The organism is Microbacterium testaceum, from assembly GCF_029761935.1.
Classification (GTDB): Bacteria; Actinomycetota; Actinomycetes; order Actinomycetales; family Microbacteriaceae; genus Microbacterium; species Microbacterium testaceum_A.
Map to the genome: position 1 here is coordinate 815,969 of NZ_CP121699.1, position 14,992 is coordinate 830,960.

Sequence of the window (14,992 nt, forward strand, 5' to 3'; positions counted from 1 at the left end):
CCGGCCTCTACTGGGACAGCTGACGGTCCAGTCGGTCCAACAGCGCCTCGAGCGATTCCTCGAACTCGTCCTCAGAGCGATCCCTGCTGAGAAGACCGCGCAGCCGCTGCACATGAGGAGTGTCTGCGAGCTCCTTCTCGGCATCGCCCTGCCCGATCGCGGCTCCGCCCTCGTCGAGGGGCTCCTCGACCGGCGCGGTCTCGGCGCCGCGCACGGCCGCTTCGAGGAGCAGGTTTCCGAGGAGGAAGCTGCTGAACGAGCGGTAGGCCCTCACCGCCTGCTCATCGTCGAAGCCGAAACCGATCATCGCCGTGAGGAAATGCTCCACCACCTCCACGCTCCGCAACGGCGGGCGCAGCCAAGGCGCCGCCGGGTGACGAGTGGCGACAAGGGGGAACGCCTTCGGGTGCTCGATGGCGATGCGCCGGACTTCGTGGGCGACGACTTGGAGATACCGCTGCCACCCGTTGTCCTCCGCCACGAGCAGCGCGTCGGTGAGACCCCGCATGAGCCGATCAACGACGCCCTCGAGAAGATCCTCTCGACCGTTCACATACCGGTAGAGCGACATCGCCTCGACCCCGAGCGCTTTGCCGAGATGGCGCATCGACAGCTCGTTGAGACCCCGCTCGTCGATCAGCGAAAGGGCCACATCCAGGATCGCCTCCCGGCTGAGCCGAGGGGCGGTCGTCCGTTCGGTGTCCACGATGTTCTCGCCCATGTCCCACTCTCCGTGCGTAGAACACCATCGTGGCCGAAGTCGGCTCCCCGCGGAGGTCGCTTGCCCCTCCGGCGAGGCGTGCGCTAGCCCGCCGTCGACGGGGTCAGTCGTCGAGACCGACCAGCACCGCGCTGCGTTCCCACAGCTGCCGCGCGACCAGGGGGTCGTCGGCGATGCGGTTGGTCGTGGCGGGCTTGTTGTTCGAGTAGAAGCCTCCGGGGGTCCAGTCGACGCCCGGCTTGCCGAGCGCGAGCCAGGTCAGACGTGCGCCGCCCACCGCGGTCGAGGTCATGAGGCTCTTCGCGAGCGGGCCCCCGTAGAGGAACTTCCACGGCCCATCGCTCGACGATCCGAAGTTCGAGGCAATGACGCCCGGGTGGAAGGCCACGGCTGAGACACCCTGGTCGCCGAACCGGCGGTTGAGTTCCTTGGTGAACAGCACGTTCGCGAGCTTCGCGTTGCCGTACGCCGCGGTCGAGGAGTAACGGCGCTCGCCCTGCAGGTCGTCGATGTCGAAGCGAGGGAAGAGTTTCGCCGCAGCGCTCGAGGTCTGGATCACTGAGGCGTCCGACTCGATGAGGCGCTCGCGCAGGAGGTTGGTGAGCAGGAACGGCGCGAGGTGGTTGACCTGGAACGTCGTCTCGTAGCCGTCCTTCGTCAGGGTGCGCTCGCCGAAGACCCCGCCGGCGTTGTTGGCGAGCACGTCGATGCGGGGGTATTTCTCGAGCAGGGACGCCGCGAGCTCCCGAACCTGCGCCAGGTCGCTGAAGTCGGCGACGAACGAGTCCACCCCGAGCGACCGCGCGACCCGGGCGGTCTTCTCGGGGTTTCGCCCCACGACCACGACTTCTTCGCCCACCTGCGTGAGCTGCTTGGCGGCTGCGGCGCCGATGCCGTCGCTGGCTCCGGTGATGACGATAGTGCGGGTCATGCGAACCTCCTGGGTCGGGTGAAGGCTCAGGCTAGCGAGCGTTCTCTGGAGAGGTCTGGGGCTTGCACGCTAATTCGTCGAGCCTCGACACGGCTTGCGACGATCACCCCCAGGCACACCGCCGTGCCGAGCGCCGCGAAGGCCCACACCGCTGGTTCGGTCCCCGCGGAACGGGCCGCGAACCCGAACCCCAGGACCGGAACGGCCAGCCCGAGGTAGGCGCACAGGAACACGGAGACGGTGCGGGCGAACGCGTGCGGGGGGGCGGACGAAATCGCTCCGCCGAGGCTTCGGGCGAACAGCGCTCCACCGGCTGTTCCCGCCGCGACCGCAGCGAGGATCAGCAGAACGGCCGACGACAGCATCATCGCGACGCCGACCAGCAGGAGCGCTACGGCCAGGCAAGTCGCGCTGACGGCGGCCGGGAGTCGGCGCCCCAACGTCACGACCCCGATCGCCCCGAAGAGGAAGACGGAGGCGGCGAAAGCACCGGAGAGGGCGATGTCATGCACGCCGAGTTCGGCGAGGAGAACCGTCGTCACGCTGCCGAAGAGCCCGGTGGTCATGAATGCGGCGAAGGCCCCGAGACGAGGCGACCACGCGAGCGCAGGGCGTCGACCCGCCGAGGTCGCACCCCCCTGCCGCCCGGCGCGGGCGGGAAGCAGGACGAAGGAAAGACCGAGCCCCGCTAGGAGAAGGAGACCCGTCACGAAGAAGACGAGATGGGCGCCGCGGACGTCGACCGGTGCGCTGAACGCGGAGAGGAGAGGACCGAGACCGAGACCGGCGAAAGCCAACGCGGGAGCGACGGTTCGGACGATCCGTGCGCCGAAGGGCGACAGACCCTGACCGAGTTCGAGCACGAAGGCCGTGCCGGACGCTGCGAGCAGGCCGGATCCGATGCCCGTCACGACGCGGCCCGCGGCGAAACCCGGAATACCCAGGTCACTGGCGAGCACGAACGCCGACACCGCCTGCAGCGCCGCCGCAAGCAGGTAGACCCTGCGGCGCGGCAGACGCGACGAATTCCGGAGGGCGACGATCAACCCGCACACGGCGCCGGCCGCGAATGCGGCGAAGGTGGCCGTGATCCCGACGGCATCCAGCCCCAGCTCGCGGGCGTACAGAGGGTAGAGCGGAGTCGGCACGGTGGCGAGCGCCGTGCCCAGCAGGATCACGACGGCTGCGATGACGACGCCGCCGACGGAGGACCGAGTTCGCATCCGAGCACCCTTCATCTTCACCGGAATAATTCCAGTGTAGATGGAACCCCGGACTCTAGAGGCGCCGCAGGTTGATCCACACCGCTCGAGCCGTTCCCGGTCCGGCATTGACGATGCGATGCGGTCGGCGCGCACTGAATTGCGCGACGTCGCCGGCGTCGGCGAGGAAGATGTCGTCGCCCAACTGAACCTCGAGGCTCCCCTCGAGCACGATGCCGAACTCGTGCCCGGGGTGCTGCGAGGGCCGCCGGGCGTGTGCGGTGCCGGGCGCCCACTCATCGACGTAGACCTCGAGGTCGTAATCGGCCCGATAGACCGCGGTGCGTCGGACCATCCCGCCCTCCGTGACGTCGACGATCTGGTCGGCGAGCGGCGTGACCGGGGTGTCTTCGCCACCCGACTGCGCAAAGAGAGCCGTGATGTGAACGCCGAGCGCTGCGGCGAGCGCGTGCAAGGTACCCAGAGACGGCGTGGTGCGCCCGCGCTCGACCGCGCTGAGCATCGACAGGCTCAGACCCGTTCGCTCACTGAGGTCGTTGAGCGTGTACTCGTTGCGCAGCCGGAGGGCGCGGACGCGTTCACCCACATCGCGCACGACGTGATCGAGGTCGGAGGTCGCCGTGTCGGTCATGATCCCATTCTCCCCGGTTCACACTCCGAGTGCACAGATTGCGACAGCAGCGAAACACGAACGTAACGACTGCACTGCAAAAATTACTCCCACACTGCAACTCAACCCGTGGAGTCCTCGTGCACCCTTCCGCCACACCGACGCTCGCTGTCGGCTTCGAAGAGAAGCTGCCCCCTGCGCGTACCGCCCTGTTCGCCGCCCAGCACCTCCTCGCCCTGACCGGCATTTGGGTGTTTCCGCACATCATCGGCGCCGCTCTCGACCTGCAGACCGGTGACGTGGCCCTGATGATCCAGGCGTGCTTCCTGCTCACCGGAGTGGTCACGGTGCTGCAGTCCAGCCGCATCCTGCGCCTGCCGATCGTGCAGGGGCCGACCGCGGCCTTCATGGTCGCGATCATCTCTGCGGGAGCCGCGTTCGGACTCGGGACGGCGTTCGGCTCGATGATCGTCGCCGGGCTCGTCTTCATGCTCCTCGCCCTTCCCCTGCGCCGCTTCGGCCTCTTCGGTCACGTGGCAGGCTTCGTCTCGTCGCCGGTGGTGCTCGGCACGCTGTTCCTCATCATCGGCGCGCAACTCGCGGGTATCGGCGCCGGCAACTGGTTCGGCACCCCCGGAACACCCGGCTTTGGGGCCATCGGTCTGCTCATCTCGGTGGTGACCGGGCTCGTCGTGATCGGCTGCCTCGTCCTGGGGCGCGGGGTCGTCAAGCGCGCGGCCATCTTCCTCGGCATCGTCGGCGGCGCGGTGTTCGCTCTCGCAATCGGTCAGTGGTCGTTCCCCGACCTCCTCGCCGGTGGCGTGGTCGGAACGCCGCACGTTCTGCCGTTCGGTTTCGGTGTGGAACCGACCGTGGTGATCCTCATGCTGGTCGCCTTCCTGCAGGCGGGCACCGAGTCGATGGGCATGTACTCGATGATCGGCAGCTGGGGCGGTCAGAAGATCGACCCCGCCCGCGTGAACCGTGGTCTGTTCTCGGAGTTCGGGGGCACGGTCCTGGGGGCCCTCTTCGGGGGAATCGGAACGACCTCCTACCCCGAGAACGCGGGGATCGTGCGCGTGTCGGGCATCGGCAGCCGCTTCGTCACGCTCGCGGCAGGCATCATCGCCGTGGTCCTGGCCTTCCTCCCGCCGGTCGCGCAGCTGCTCGCGAGCATCCCCGCTCCCGTCCTGGGTACCGCGGCGACCGTCCTCTTCGGCATCATCGCGCTCAGCGGCGTGCAGATGCTGACCGGTGTCGACTGGGACGACCTCAACCTCGTCGTGGCCTCGGTGTCGTTCATCGTGGCCCTCGGATGCCAATTCCTCCCGGCTGCGATCACGGAGACGCTGCCGCCCTCCGTCGCCGCCGTCGTGACGAGTCCGATGATGATGGGCATGTTCCTGCTGCTCAGCCTGCACGGGGCGATCAACCACGGCATCCGTCCTTTCACCGCACGGCGGGAGTCCCGCGAGACGCGGCCGGCCGACGAGGCGGAGGTCGTCTCGTGACGCGCATCCGCGTGCACGGCGCAGATCGTGACATCGACCCCACCGGAGAATTCGCCGACTGGCTCGACCCGGCCCGCACCGCCGTCGTGTCGATCGACATGCACGAGGGACACCTGTCGGTCGACCCCGCATGCCCGTGCCCCGCGCCGCGGGGACGCGAGATCGTGAGCGGCATCGACGCCTTCCATCGCGAGGCGCGAGCCCTCGGCGTGAAGATCATTCATGTGCGATCGACCCTGCGCGCCTCGGGGGTCGACGACGTCGACGGAACGAGCAGCAGCGCCTGGCGGGCGACGTTTCCCCAGCATGTCGGCCCGATCCCCGGTGCGCGCGAACACGCTCTCGAAGGCTCGCGTTGGACGGAATTCGTCACCGAGGTGCTCCCCGGCGACGAGATCGTCTCGGGCAAGAAACGCCTGTCGGCCTTCTACCCGACCGATCTCGACTTCCTGCTCCGTCAGCTCGGGGTGACGGCGGTCGTCCTCGACGGGATCATGGCCGACTGCTGCGTGCTGAATTCCGCGTTCGACGCGTCCAACCTCGGCTACCGCCTCAGCGTTCCGTCCGATCTCGTTCGCGGGACGGATGCCGCTCTGGAAGACGCCGCACTCTCGATGATCTCCCTGCACCTGGGACTCGTGCTCGACTCCTCGGCCCTGCTGGAGGCGTGGCGCCGAACGGCGTGAGCCGCACCGTGTTCTGATGCGCCGGACCCGGATGACGGGGTCGGCGCATCAGAACGTCTGCCCGTGGCATCGGGCTAGAAAAGAACTCACAGCCCGCTCCCAGCCCCGCGGGACCAAATCCGGCGGGTCCCGCGTTCTTACCCATGTCGCCCGACACAGGGCGACAGGACGAAGGGATACGCACCGTGAGCACGGAGTACCGGAAGACGTCGGAGGCACTCAGCCGCCTCACCGACCGCCAGTTCGCCGTCACGCAGGACGACGCCACCGAACCGCCGTTCCGCAACGAGTACTGGGACAACCACGAGGACGGCATCTACGTCGATGTCGTGTCGGGACAGCCGCTGTTCTCGTCGACCGACAAGTTCGAGAGCGGATCGGGCTGGCCGAGCTTCACTCAGCCCATCGACGACGCCGCTGTCGTGAACAAGACCGACCGTTCGCTGTGGATGACGCGCACCGAGGTCCGCTCGGCCGGAGCCGACAGCCACCTCGGACACCTCTTCGACGACGGCCCCCGCGACCGCGGTGGACTGAGATACTGCATGAACTCGGCCGCAATGCGGTTCGTGCCCGTCGCAGAGCTCGAGGCCCAGGGGTACGGCGCGTACCTCGCCCTGTTCCGCGAGAGCCGACCCTCATGAACCTCTTCTCTTTCCTCACCCGCAGCAGCGTCAACCGCAGAAGGAGCACCACCATGACCAGCGGATCCACCGACACCGGCGAGATCACCCGCCGCCCCGGCACCGAGACCGCCGTCCTCGCGGGCGGATGCTTCTGGGGCGTCGAGGACCTCATCCGCCGCCAGCCCGGCGTGCTCGACACGCGCGTCGGCTACACCGGCGGACAGAACGACCACGCCACCTACCGCAACCACCCCGGTCACGCGGAGGCCGTCGAGATCGTCTTCGACCCCACGCAGACCACGTACCGCGACATCCTGGCGTTCTTCTTCCAGATCCACGACCCGTCGACCCTGAACCGTCAGGGCAACGACATCGGCACGAGCTACCGCTCGGCGATCTTCCCGCTCTCGCCCGAGCAGGAGAAGGTCGCGCGCGACACGATCGCCGACGTCGACGCGTCGGGTATCTGGCCCGCGAAGGTCGTCACCACGATCGAGCCCGAGGCGCCCTTCTGGGAGGCCGAGCCCGAGCACCAGGACTACCTGATCCGCATCCCGAACGGATACACGTGCCACTTCGTGCGTCCCGGTTGGGTGCTGCCCAAGCGCGAGGAAGCCTCCGCGTAAGTCGTTTTTCGGGGCCCGGATGCCATGGCATCCGGGCCCTTTTTCGCGTCAGACGACAGTGGGACTGCGTCTTTCGATCAGCACCGTGTCGCGCCAGACGTCTGCAGCATCGCGGGCGATGCGCTCGCGGACGCCGACGGTGCGAAACCCGTGGCGTGCGTGCAAGGCGAGCGAGGCGTGGTTGCCTGCGAAGATCGTCGACTGGATCGTCCAGACGCCGGCGGCCTCGGTCGAAGCGATGAGGGCGTCGAGCAGCAGGTGACCGATCCCCCGGCCGCGGGCGTCGGCCTCGACGTACACCGAGTGCTCCACGACTCCGCGGTAGACGGGTCGCGACGACACCGCGGAGACGGCCGCCCAGCCGACGACCCGGTGACCGACGACCGCGACGAAGCGATGCGCGTCGAGCTTCGCCGCGTCGAACGCGCCCCACGTCGCGGGAGGCTCCGTCTCGAAGGTCGCGTGACCGGTCGCGATGCCCTCCGCGTAGATGCGGTGCACCTCCGGCCAGTCTTCCGCGGCGAGTGGGCGCAGCGACACGCTCACGCGCAGCAGGACCCCGCGTCGGTCGTGCAGACGCCCGTCTCGGGCAGCACGAGATCAACCTGCCGTGCCGCCGCCCTGTCGCCGGCGAGTTCCGCCGCGATCGACCGCACCTGCTCGTACCCGGTGAGCAACAGGAAGGTGGGCGCCCGCCCGTACGACTTCATGCCCGCGAGGTAGAAGTCGGGCTCGGGGTGCGTCAGTTCGGCGACCCCGTGAGGTGGCACGGAGCCGCACGAGTGCAGGTTCGGGTCGATCAGCGGGGCGAGGGCCCTCGGCGCCTCGATGATCTCGTCGAGACCCAGGCGGATCTCCCCCAGCATCGACAGGTCGGGGCGGAACCCCGCGGCGTTGACGACCACGTCGACCTCGAGGGCGAACGCCTCTCCCACGCGTCGGCCGCTGACGCGCACGCCGTCGCCGGAGAGCCGCACGTCGTCGATCTCGAACGCGGCGATCTGCTCGACGGCGCCCTCTTCGACCAGGCGGTGCACCGCAGCGCCGAGGCGTCCGCGCGCGGCGAGGTCGTCGGCCGCGTCGGCGGCGAGGCGGGCGGTTCCCTCGTTGCGGACAGCCCACGCGATGCGCGTCGTGGGCTCGTCTGCGGCGAGCGCGGCGAGGGCGATCAGGGTGTTCGCCGCCGAGTGCCCCGCACCGACGACGAGCACGCGCCGGCCGGCGAAGCGCGCCCGGTCGCGTCCGCGCACATCGGGAAGCGCCGTCGTCACGCGATCACCGAGGTCGTCGTGCGCGAGACCCGACGACAACAGCGACCGCGGCGAGCTCGTGGTGCCCGAGGTGTCGATGACGGCGCGAGCCGTGGCATCCGTCACGCCCTCCTCCGTGTGCAGTCGCAAGACGAAGGGGATGGCCGCCCGACCGGCCGAGCGGGTGCGGTCCATGCCCTGGCGGGCCACGGCCTCGACGCGCGTGCCGTACCGGATGACGGATGCCAAGGCGGCGGTGCGCGCGAGGGGTTCGAGGTAGCCGTCGACCAGCTCGTCTCCGGTGGGCAGGCCTTCGGCATCCGGGGCGCTCCATCCTTCGGCCTCGAGCAGACGGCGAGCTGCGGGGTCGACGACGTAGCGCCACGGCGAGAACAGGCGCGTGTGCCCCCACGCGCGAACGGCCGCGCCGGCGGTGTCGCCCGCTTCGAACAAGACGACCGGCAGCCCGCGCTCGATCAGGTGAGCGGCGGCAGCGAGGCCGACGGGTCCTGCGCCGATGATCGCGATCGGCAGACCCGCACGGCGGTCGCTGTCGGGCCGCGGCGGGACCGTGAGGGTGAGGCTCATGCGTCGACCCCGAGCTCGCGCAGCAGCGTGGTCACCCGCGCCTTGATGTCGTCGCGGATGGGACGGACCTCGTCGAGCCCCTTGCCCGCCGGGTCGGTGAGTTCCCAGTCCTCGTAGCGCTTGCCGGGGAAAATCGGGCACGCGTCTCCGCAGCCCATCGTGATGACCGCGTCGGAGGCCCGGACGTCGTCGGTGAGCAGCAGCTGCGGCACCTCGGCGCTGATGTCGATCCCCTCTTCGGCCATCGCGGCCACCGCCATCGGGTTGAGGGCGTCGCCGGGGGCGCTGCCACCGGACAGCACGCGCACGCGGTCGCCGCCGAGCGCACGGGCGTAGCCGGCGGCCATCTGCGAGCGGCCGGCGTTGTGCACGCAGACGAAGAGGATCGTGGCGGTGTCGGACATGGCGCTTCCTTCGTGTCGGGTCGAACGGGAACAGCATGACGCAACACATCGACGCTCGTCAATATTGACGTTCATCGATGTCCGCACGATGATAGATGCCATGACCTCGACCATCGCCCTGCCCCTGCTCGACGCCCCCTGCTGCGTCTCGTCGGGCGATGCTGCGATGGCCCCGGCCGAAGCGGAGACGCTGGCGAAGACGCTCAAGGCGCTCGCCGATCCGGCGCGACTGCGGATCGTGTCGATCATCGCCGCGCAAGACGCCGGCGTCACGTGCGCGTGCGACCTGCAAGAACCCCTCGGTCTCTCGCAGCCCACCGTCTCACACCACACGAAAGTGCTGGTGGATGCCGGCATCCTGACCCGCGAGAAGCGCGGCACCTGGGCGTATTTCTCGCTCGTGCCGGGCGCTCTCGACAGCGTCGCCGCGGCCATCGCGCCCCGTCGCTGACCCTCGCAACCCCCGCGTCCGCTCGCGTTCTCCTGCTTAGGCTCGCGGCATGAACGAATACGACGTCGTCGTGGTGGGAGCAGGGCTCGCGGGACTCCGCGCCGCGACCCGGCTGGCCGAGGCCGGACGCGACGTCGTGGTGCTCGAGGCGAACGACGCGGTCGGCGGACGCGAGCGCACCGACATCGTCGACGGCTTCCGCCTCGACCTCGGCTTCCACGTGCTGAACCCGGCGTACCCGGCCGTGCGGCGCTGGGTCGACGTTGGCGCCCTCGCGCTCCGGCGCTTCCCGGTCGCGGTCGGCGTGCGGCTCGACGACAGGGTCGCGCGGGTGGCGCATCCGCTGCGGCATCCGGGATCGATTGCCGCGACCCTGCGATCGGGCCTGGTGCGCCCCGCCGACGTCGCCGCGCTCGCACGCTGGGTGGGCCCCACTCTGCTGTCAGCGCGTCAGGCCAAGAGGGGCCGCGACTTCTCGCTCGACGAGGGCTGGGACCGAGCAGGCCTCCGCGGCCCCCTCCGCGAGGCGGTGCTCGAGCCCTTCCTCGCCGGGGTCATCGCCGACGACCGGCAACAGACCTCCGACGCCTTCGTGCGCCTGCTCATCCGCAGCTTCGCCCTCGGGCGTCCGGGCGTTCCCGCGGCGGGGATCGGAGCCCTCCCCGCGCAGCTCGCCGACACGGCGCGGCGTGCGGGTGTCGGCATCCGCCTCTCGCACCGCGTCGTGTCGACCCGCAAGCGAGCGCACGGCTGGCACCTCGGGGTGGAGGGGGCGGATGCCGTGACCGCCCGCGCCCTCGTGCTCGCGACCGGCCTGGACCACGCCCTCGACGCCCCGCACCCTCGCACCCGCGGCCTGCAGACGTGGTGGTTCGCCACCGACGAGGCCCCCTCGACCGATGCCGCGCTGCGCGTCGACGGACGCCGCCGCGGGCCGATCGTGAACACCGCGGTCATGACAAACACCGCGCCGACGTACGCCCCGCGCGGGCAGCACCTCATTCAGGCGACCTGCGTCATGCCCTCCGTCGCCGCCGAGGACGAGGTGCGGCGCCAGCTCGGCGAGGTGTGGCAGGCCGACACCCGGCCGTGGCGCCTGCTGCGCCGCGACGACATCACCCACGCGCTCCCCGCGCAGGATCCGCCGCTGCGCCTGCGCCTCCCCGTGCGCCTCGACGACGGCCGCTACCTCGCCGGCGACCACCGCGACACCGCGTCGATCCAGGGCGCGCTGGTGTCGGGGCAGCGCGCCGCGGAGGCGGTGCTGGCCGACCTCGCGCGGTGAGCGGGCGGGGTCGCGGCCAACCCAGGCCCGGTTCGGGGCGGATCCCGGTGCTCGGGTGGGAACCATCCGCCCCAACCTGCAGGATCCGACCCCGATCCCGACAAACCGGAACGTCCCTGACCCGACGACCCGGCGCACAGCCCCACGCCGAGGAAGAACGCGCGGGAATCGAACCCGCGCTACCCCCGCGCCGCGAGCGCCGTCAGCGCGTCGCCCGTGACGCGGCGGGTGGTCCATTCGTCCATCGCCTCGGCGCCGAGCGCGCGATAGAAGCCGATCGCGGGCTCGTTCCAGTCGAGCACCGTCCACTCCAGGCGCGAGTAGCCCTTGTCGAGGCACTCGGCGGCGAGGGCGGCGAGCAGGGCCACGCCGTAGCCGTTCGCGCGGTACCGCTCGTGCACGTACAGGTCTTCGAGCCAGATGCCGTGGCGTCCGGTCCACGTCGAATAGGTGAGGAACCAGATCGCGATCGCCCGGATGCCGCCGTCGGGGCCCTCCACGACGAAGGCGAACGCGCGGGGGTCGTCGCCGAACAGCGTGTCGGTGAGCATCGCGGCGGTGTTGTCCACGGCATCCGGTTCGCGTTCGTAAACGGCGAGCGCCTGGATGCACGCGAGGATGCCCTCCTCGTCGCCGGGGCGGGCGGGGCGCAGCACGGCGCCGTCGCGGAGTTCGGTCATGCCAGGGGCTCCCAGCTCTCGGCCGCGACGCGGCGGAAGTTCCCGCCGAGCACCGCGGCGACGTCGGTGTCGCTCCATCCTCGCGCGGCGAGCGCCGAGCCGAGGACGACGAAGGTCTCGGGCGGCATCCACTCCATCGGGCCCCAGCGGGTGTAGCTCGCGTCGTACAGCTCCGGCATCCGCACGACCTCGTCGCGGAAGGTCTCCCAGTCGAACGAGAAGTCGGTGCTCACCCCGACGTGACGGATGCCGACGACCTCGACGGCGCGCTCGATGTGGCGCACCATCGCCTCGAGCGTCGGGGTGTTGGGCCCGAGGAAGATCCCCACCCCGGTGATGCCGATGACTCCCCCGGTGTCCGCTGCCGCTCGCGCCTGGTCGTCGGTGATGTTGCGCGGGTGCTCCCACACGGAACGCAGGTTCGAGTGGCTGAACACCACCGGGCGGGTTGAGGCGGCGCACATGTCGAAGGTGGTGCGGGCGCCCACGTGCGAGCCGTCGGGAACCATGCCCTGCGCGTTCATCTCGGCGACGAGGTCCCGACCCCAGGCGGTGAGGCCGTCGTCGACCGCGTCGAGGCACCCGCCGCCGGCGCGGTTGGCGTGGTTGTAGGTCGGCCCGAGGGTGCGTACTCCCCGTGCGACGAGGGAGGACACGGCATCCAGGTCCCCGCCGAGAGGGGCGCAGTCCTCGAGGTCGAAGGCGACGGCCGTGTCGCCCCGCGCGGCGATGCGGTCGATGTCGGCGACCGTGGCGGCGAGTTCGAGCCCGTCGATGGCGTCGACCTGCGCGCGGAACGAGCGGAGAAGGGATGCCGTGAGCTCGGGCGCGTGCGGGGCGTAGCCGACGTTGATCGACACGTAGCCCCCGCCGGCTCCCCGGTAGCGCCGCAGGTCGGTGAGGTCGGCGGTCTCGACGAGTTCGACGCAGGCGTGCTGGTCCCAGAGCACGTCAGGCACCGACCCGAGCGGCGAGTCCGGCATCGAGCGCTTCGCGCTCGTCGAAGACGAAGAGGTCGCCGTCCCAGTGCGCTTCGCCCTGCGCGGCGAACCACCCGAGGATCCCGCCCTCGAGCTGGTACGCCTCGAGTCCCTCGTCGCGCAGGTACAGGGCCGCCTTCTCGCAGCGGATGCCGCCCGTGCAGAAGCTCACCACGGTCTTGCCCTCGAGTTCTTCGCGGTGGGATGCCGCGGCATCCGGGAACTGCGTGAACCTCTCGATGCGCCAGTCCTTCGCTCCGGCGAAGGTGCCGTAGTCGACCTCGAAGGCGTTGCGCGTGTCGATGAGCACGACCTCCCGACCCGCGTCGTCGACGCCCGCGTCGAGCCAGCGGCGCAGCGTGTCGGGGGTCACGGCCGGCGCGCGACCGTCCTGCGGGCGCACCTCGGGCCGGTCCATGCGGATGATCTCGCGCTTCACCTTCACGAGCAGCTTGCCGAAGGGCACGTCATCCGACCAGCTCTCCTTGGTCTGCAGGGCGGCGAAGCGCGCGTCGGCGCGCAGGTCGTCGACGAAGCCGCGCACCTCGTCGGCTCCGCCCGCGAGGAACAGGTTGATGCCCTCCTCGGCCAGCAATATTGTCCCCCGCAGTCCCGCCTCCGCCGCCCGCGCGCGCAGAGCCGCTCGCAGGGACGCGGGGTCGTCGATGCGCGTGAACAGGTACGCCGAGACGTTGAGGACGGATGCCATGGCATCCACGATACGAAAGACGAGCGCTGTCAGCCGACGACGCAGGCGTCAAGCCGGGAAACGCCCGCCGCTGATCGCCTAGCGTGGGAGGACTCGTCTCCGGGAGGACCCCCGTGCCCCAAGGCCCCGTCTCGCCGGCCGTCACCGTCTCCGTCGTCATCCCCTGCCGTGACGACGGCGCCCATCTGTGGCGGTGCCTGCGCGCGCTGTCCGCGCAGACCCTCACCCCGACCGAGATCGTCGTGGTCGACAACGCCTCGACCGACGACAGCGCCGAGATCGCCCGGGCGGCCGGAGCGCGCGTGGTGTTCTGCGCAGAGCGCGGCATCCCCGCGGCCGCCGCCACCGGGTACGACGCGGCCCGCGGAGAGCTGATCCTCCGCCTCGACGCCGACAGCCTCCCCGATCCGACGTGGGTGCAGAGCATGGTCGACGCGCTGGCGGATCCGGCGGTGGATGCCGTGACCGGCGGAGCCGTGTTCCACGACGGACCCGCGCGGCGACGCGTGTCGATGGCGCGGCTCTTCCTCGGCACCTACGCGACCTTCGCGACCCCCGCTCTCGGACACACGCCGCTCTGGGGCTCGAACATGGCGTTCCGCCGCCGCGCCTGGGAGGACGTGCGCGGCGAGGTGCACCTCGACCCCGAGCTGCACGACGACCTCGACCTCGCGTACCACCTCGGCCGCCGCCATCGCATCGCGCGCGTGTCCGGCGCGCACATGCGCGTGTCGTCGAGGACCGTCGAGCCGCGCCGCTTCGCCCGATGCTTCCGTCGGGGTGCGGGGACCGTCTTCGCGCACTGGCCCGCCGAGATCCCGCCGGCGCGATGGGTGCGTCTGGGGCTGCGGGGTCGATCATGAGCGGCATCCTCTTCCCCGACGTCGAAGCCCCCGACCTGCACGTGATGAGCTTCAACATCCGTCGACGCTTCGACCGGATCACGTGGCCCCCCGCCGACCGCTGGCCCCTGCGCAAAGAGCGACTGCGGACGTTCCTCAGCGCGAACCGCCCCCACCTGCTGGGTACCCAGGAGGCGATGCCCGATCAAGCCCAGTGGGTGCAGGCGTCGCTCGGCTCCGACTACGGCCGCATCGGACTCGGCCGCGGTCCCCGCCGCGACGGGGAGGGCACTCCGCTCTTCTACGACCGCGATCGCGTCGAGGTCGAGGACTGGGAGCAGGTCGCCCTGTCGGACACCCCCGGCGTCCCCGGGTCGACCGGATGGGGCAACACCATCCCACGCATCGCGGTCATCGCGCGGGTGCGCGACCTCGCGACCGACGCCCGGTTCACCTTCGTGAACACCCATTTCGACGCGTTCTCGCGCCGGGCTCGCCGCCGCTCGGCCGCGTGGCTCCACGACCTCGTGGCGCGCCGCGAACGCCCGCTGCTGTTCACCGCCGACGTGAACGCCCACGTGCGCTCCGGCGAACTGTCGGACATGTTCGCCGACGGCCTGCTCGTGGACACGTGGTCGTACTCCCCCGCCCGCCGGACCGCCGAGTGGGGCACCTTCAACAACTATGCGGCGCCCAAGGTCGGTGCGCGCCGCATCGACGCCCTGCTCGCGACTCCCGACGTGGGCGTGCGCGCGGTCGGCATCGACCCGCGTCCGACCGGCACGCAGTGGCCGAGCGACCACTTGCCGGTGCAGGCGGTCGTGCGCATCCATCCGGCGGCGACGCCATGACGGGCGGATGCCGATGAT

At 70.5% G+C, this 14,992-nt stretch carries 18 protein-coding genes; 8 read left to right on the forward strand and 10 right to left on the reverse strand.

The window, feature by feature from the left end; translation table 11 throughout:
• Positions 1-7 precede the first annotated feature (7 nt).
• The 4 genes from QBE02_RS03885 to QBE02_RS03900 form a co-directional block, all read right to left on the reverse strand.
• Complete coding sequence (locus QBE02_RS03885) at positions 8-721, reverse strand: TetR/AcrR family transcriptional regulator C-terminal domain-containing protein (RefSeq protein WP_279367202.1); 714 nt, start codon at positions 719-721, stop codon at positions 8-10.
• 103 nt (positions 722-824) lie between these two features.
• Positions 825-1,652, reverse strand: a complete 828-nt coding sequence (locus QBE02_RS03890) for an SDR family NAD(P)-dependent oxidoreductase (protein ID WP_279367203.1) — start codon at positions 1,650-1,652, stop codon at positions 825-827.
• A gap of 26 nt (positions 1,653-1,678) precedes the next feature.
• Positions 1,679-2,875 (reverse strand): MFS transporter, encoded by a 1,197-nt coding sequence (locus QBE02_RS03895; RefSeq protein ID WP_279367204.1) that lies wholly within the window; start codon positions 2,873-2,875, stop codon positions 1,679-1,681.
• A 55-nt stretch (positions 2,876-2,930) separates the two neighbouring features.
• Positions 2,931-3,506: a helix-turn-helix domain-containing protein gene (locus tag QBE02_RS03900; RefSeq protein ID WP_279367205.1), complete on the reverse strand. Its 576-nt coding sequence runs from the start codon at positions 3,504-3,506 to the stop codon at positions 2,931-2,933.
• Between the two features lie 119 nt (positions 3,507-3,625).
• Between QBE02_RS03900 and QBE02_RS03905 the strand changes: the two genes are divergently transcribed.
• The 4 genes from QBE02_RS03905 (at position 3,626) to msrA (ending at position 6,934) form a co-directional block, all read left to right on the forward strand.
• Positions 3,626-4,996: a uracil-xanthine permease family protein gene (locus QBE02_RS03905; protein ID WP_279367206.1), complete on the forward strand. Its 1,371-nt coding sequence runs from the start codon at positions 3,626-3,628 to the stop codon at positions 4,994-4,996.
• Positions 4,993-5,682, forward strand: a complete 690-nt coding sequence (locus QBE02_RS03910) for a cysteine hydrolase family protein (RefSeq protein ID WP_279367207.1) — start codon at positions 4,993-4,995, stop codon at positions 5,680-5,682. The genes QBE02_RS03905 and QBE02_RS03910 overlap by 4 nt, the downstream gene beginning before the upstream one ends.
• Positions 5,683-5,867: 185 nt before the next feature.
• Positions 5,868-6,326: a peptide-methionine (R)-S-oxide reductase MsrB gene (msrB, locus tag QBE02_RS03915; protein ID WP_279367208.1), complete on the forward strand. Its 459-nt coding sequence runs from the start codon at positions 5,868-5,870 to the stop codon at positions 6,324-6,326.
• Positions 6,327-6,379: 53 nt separating this feature from the next.
• Complete coding sequence (gene msrA / locus QBE02_RS03920) at positions 6,380-6,934, forward strand: peptide-methionine (S)-S-oxide reductase MsrA (protein WP_279367209.1); 555 nt, start codon at positions 6,380-6,382, stop codon at positions 6,932-6,934.
• Positions 6,935-6,982: 48 nt separating this feature from the next.
• Here msrA and QBE02_RS03925 read toward each other — a convergent pair whose 3' ends face one another.
• Genes QBE02_RS03925 through QBE02_RS03935 form a run of 3 tightly spaced genes read right to left on the reverse strand, consistent with a single transcriptional unit; the run spans position 6,983 to position 9,176 of the window.
• Positions 6,983-7,480, reverse strand: a complete 498-nt coding sequence (locus QBE02_RS03925; protein WP_279367210.1) for a GNAT family N-acetyltransferase — start codon at positions 7,478-7,480, stop codon at positions 6,983-6,985.
• Positions 7,477-8,772: an FAD-dependent oxidoreductase gene (locus tag QBE02_RS03930; protein WP_279367211.1), complete on the reverse strand. Its 1,296-nt coding sequence runs from the start codon at positions 8,770-8,772 to the stop codon at positions 7,477-7,479. The genes QBE02_RS03925 and QBE02_RS03930 overlap by 4 nt, the downstream gene beginning before the upstream one ends.
• Complete coding sequence (locus QBE02_RS03935; protein ID WP_056227932.1) at positions 8,769-9,176, reverse strand: arsenate reductase ArsC; 408 nt, start codon at positions 9,174-9,176, stop codon at positions 8,769-8,771. Before QBE02_RS03935 ends, QBE02_RS03930 begins: the two co-directional genes overlap by 4 nt.
• A 100-nt stretch (positions 9,177-9,276) precedes the next feature.
• Here QBE02_RS03935 and QBE02_RS03940 point away from each other — a divergent pair, with 100 nt between their 5' ends.
• Both QBE02_RS03940 and QBE02_RS03945 read left to right on the forward strand, forming a co-directional pair.
• Entirely contained in the window at positions 9,277-9,627 is a 351-nt protein-coding gene (locus tag QBE02_RS03940) for an ArsR/SmtB family transcription factor (RefSeq protein WP_268103827.1), read from the forward strand.
• A gap of 49 nt (positions 9,628-9,676) precedes the next feature.
• Positions 9,677-10,912 carry an NAD(P)/FAD-dependent oxidoreductase gene (locus QBE02_RS03945; protein WP_279367212.1) on the forward strand — a complete coding sequence of 412 codons (1,236 nt, stop codon included), beginning with the start codon at positions 9,677-9,679 and terminating at the stop codon, positions 10,910-10,912.
• Positions 10,913-11,091: 179 nt separating this feature from the next.
• On the opposite strand, the gene QBE02_RS03950 is transcribed toward QBE02_RS03945, so the two are convergent.
• From QBE02_RS03950 to QBE02_RS03960, 3 genes are read right to left on the reverse strand one after another with little or no spacing between them, the layout of a single operon-like run.
• Positions 11,092-11,592: a GNAT family N-acetyltransferase gene (locus tag QBE02_RS03950; RefSeq protein WP_279367213.1), complete on the reverse strand. Its 501-nt coding sequence runs from the start codon at positions 11,590-11,592 to the stop codon at positions 11,092-11,094.
• Positions 11,589-12,575, reverse strand: a complete 987-nt coding sequence (locus QBE02_RS03955) for a dipeptidase (RefSeq protein ID WP_279367214.1) — start codon at positions 12,573-12,575, stop codon at positions 11,589-11,591. The genes QBE02_RS03950 and QBE02_RS03955 overlap by 4 nt, the downstream gene beginning before the upstream one ends.
• A complete protein-coding gene (locus QBE02_RS03960) occupies positions 12,544-13,281 on the reverse strand; it encodes a sulfurtransferase (RefSeq protein WP_279367215.1) in 738 nt (245 codons plus the stop codon). Before QBE02_RS03960 ends, QBE02_RS03955 begins: the two co-directional genes overlap by 32 nt.
• Before the next feature lie 113 nt (positions 13,282-13,394).
• Between QBE02_RS03960 and QBE02_RS03965 the strand changes: the two genes are divergently transcribed.
• Positions 13,395-14,144: a glycosyltransferase family 2 protein gene (locus QBE02_RS03965; RefSeq protein ID WP_279367216.1), complete on the forward strand. Its 750-nt coding sequence runs from the start codon at positions 13,395-13,397 to the stop codon at positions 14,142-14,144.
• Complete coding sequence (locus tag QBE02_RS03970; RefSeq protein WP_279367217.1) at positions 14,141-14,974, forward strand: endonuclease/exonuclease/phosphatase family protein; 834 nt, start codon at positions 14,141-14,143, stop codon at positions 14,972-14,974. Before QBE02_RS03965 ends, QBE02_RS03970 begins: the two co-directional genes overlap by 4 nt.
• Positions 14,975-14,992: the final 18 nt, after the last annotated feature.

Bases quoted from the DNA above. Each gene is read 5' to 3' on its own strand.
- QBE02_RS03885 (WP_279367202.1), bottom strand. From the start codon at position 721: ATGGGCGAGAACATCGTGGACACCGAACGGACGACCGCCCCTCGGCTC.
- QBE02_RS03890 (WP_279367203.1), bottom strand. From the start codon at position 1,652: ATGACCCGCACTATCGTCATCACCGGAGCCAGCGACGGCATCGGCGCC.
- QBE02_RS03895 (WP_279367204.1), bottom strand. From the start codon at position 2,875: ATGCGAACTCGGTCCTCCGTCGGCGGCGTCGTCATCGCAGCCGTCGTG.
- QBE02_RS03900 (WP_279367205.1), bottom strand. From the start codon at position 3,506: ATGACCGACACGGCGACCTCCGACCTCGATCACGTCGTGCGCGATGTG.
- msrA (WP_279367209.1), top strand. From the start codon at position 6,380: ATGACCAGCGGATCCACCGACACCGGCGAGATCACCCGCCGCCCCGGC.
- QBE02_RS03930 (WP_279367211.1), bottom strand. From the start codon at position 8,772: ATGAGCCTCACCCTCACGGTCCCGCCGCGGCCCGACAGCGACCGCCGT.
- QBE02_RS03935 (WP_056227932.1), bottom strand. From the start codon at position 9,176: ATGTCCGACACCGCCACGATCCTCTTCGTCTGCGTGCACAACGCCGGC.
- QBE02_RS03940 (WP_268103827.1), top strand. From the start codon at position 9,277: ATGACCTCGACCATCGCCCTGCCCCTGCTCGACGCCCCCTGCTGCGTC.
- QBE02_RS03945 (WP_279367212.1), top strand. From the start codon at position 9,677: ATGAACGAATACGACGTCGTCGTGGTGGGAGCAGGGCTCGCGGGACTC.
- QBE02_RS03950 (WP_279367213.1), bottom strand. From the start codon at position 11,592: ATGACCGAACTCCGCGACGGCGCCGTGCTGCGCCCCGCCCGCCCCGGC.
- QBE02_RS03955 (WP_279367214.1), bottom strand. From the start codon at position 12,575: ATGCCGGACTCGCCGCTCGGGTCGGTGCCTGACGTGCTCTGGGACCAG.
- QBE02_RS03960 (WP_279367215.1), bottom strand. From the start codon at position 13,281: ATGGCATCCGTCCTCAACGTCTCGGCGTACCTGTTCACGCGCATCGAC.
- QBE02_RS03970 (WP_279367217.1), top strand. From the start codon at position 14,141: ATGAGCGGCATCCTCTTCCCCGACGTCGAAGCCCCCGACCTGCACGTG.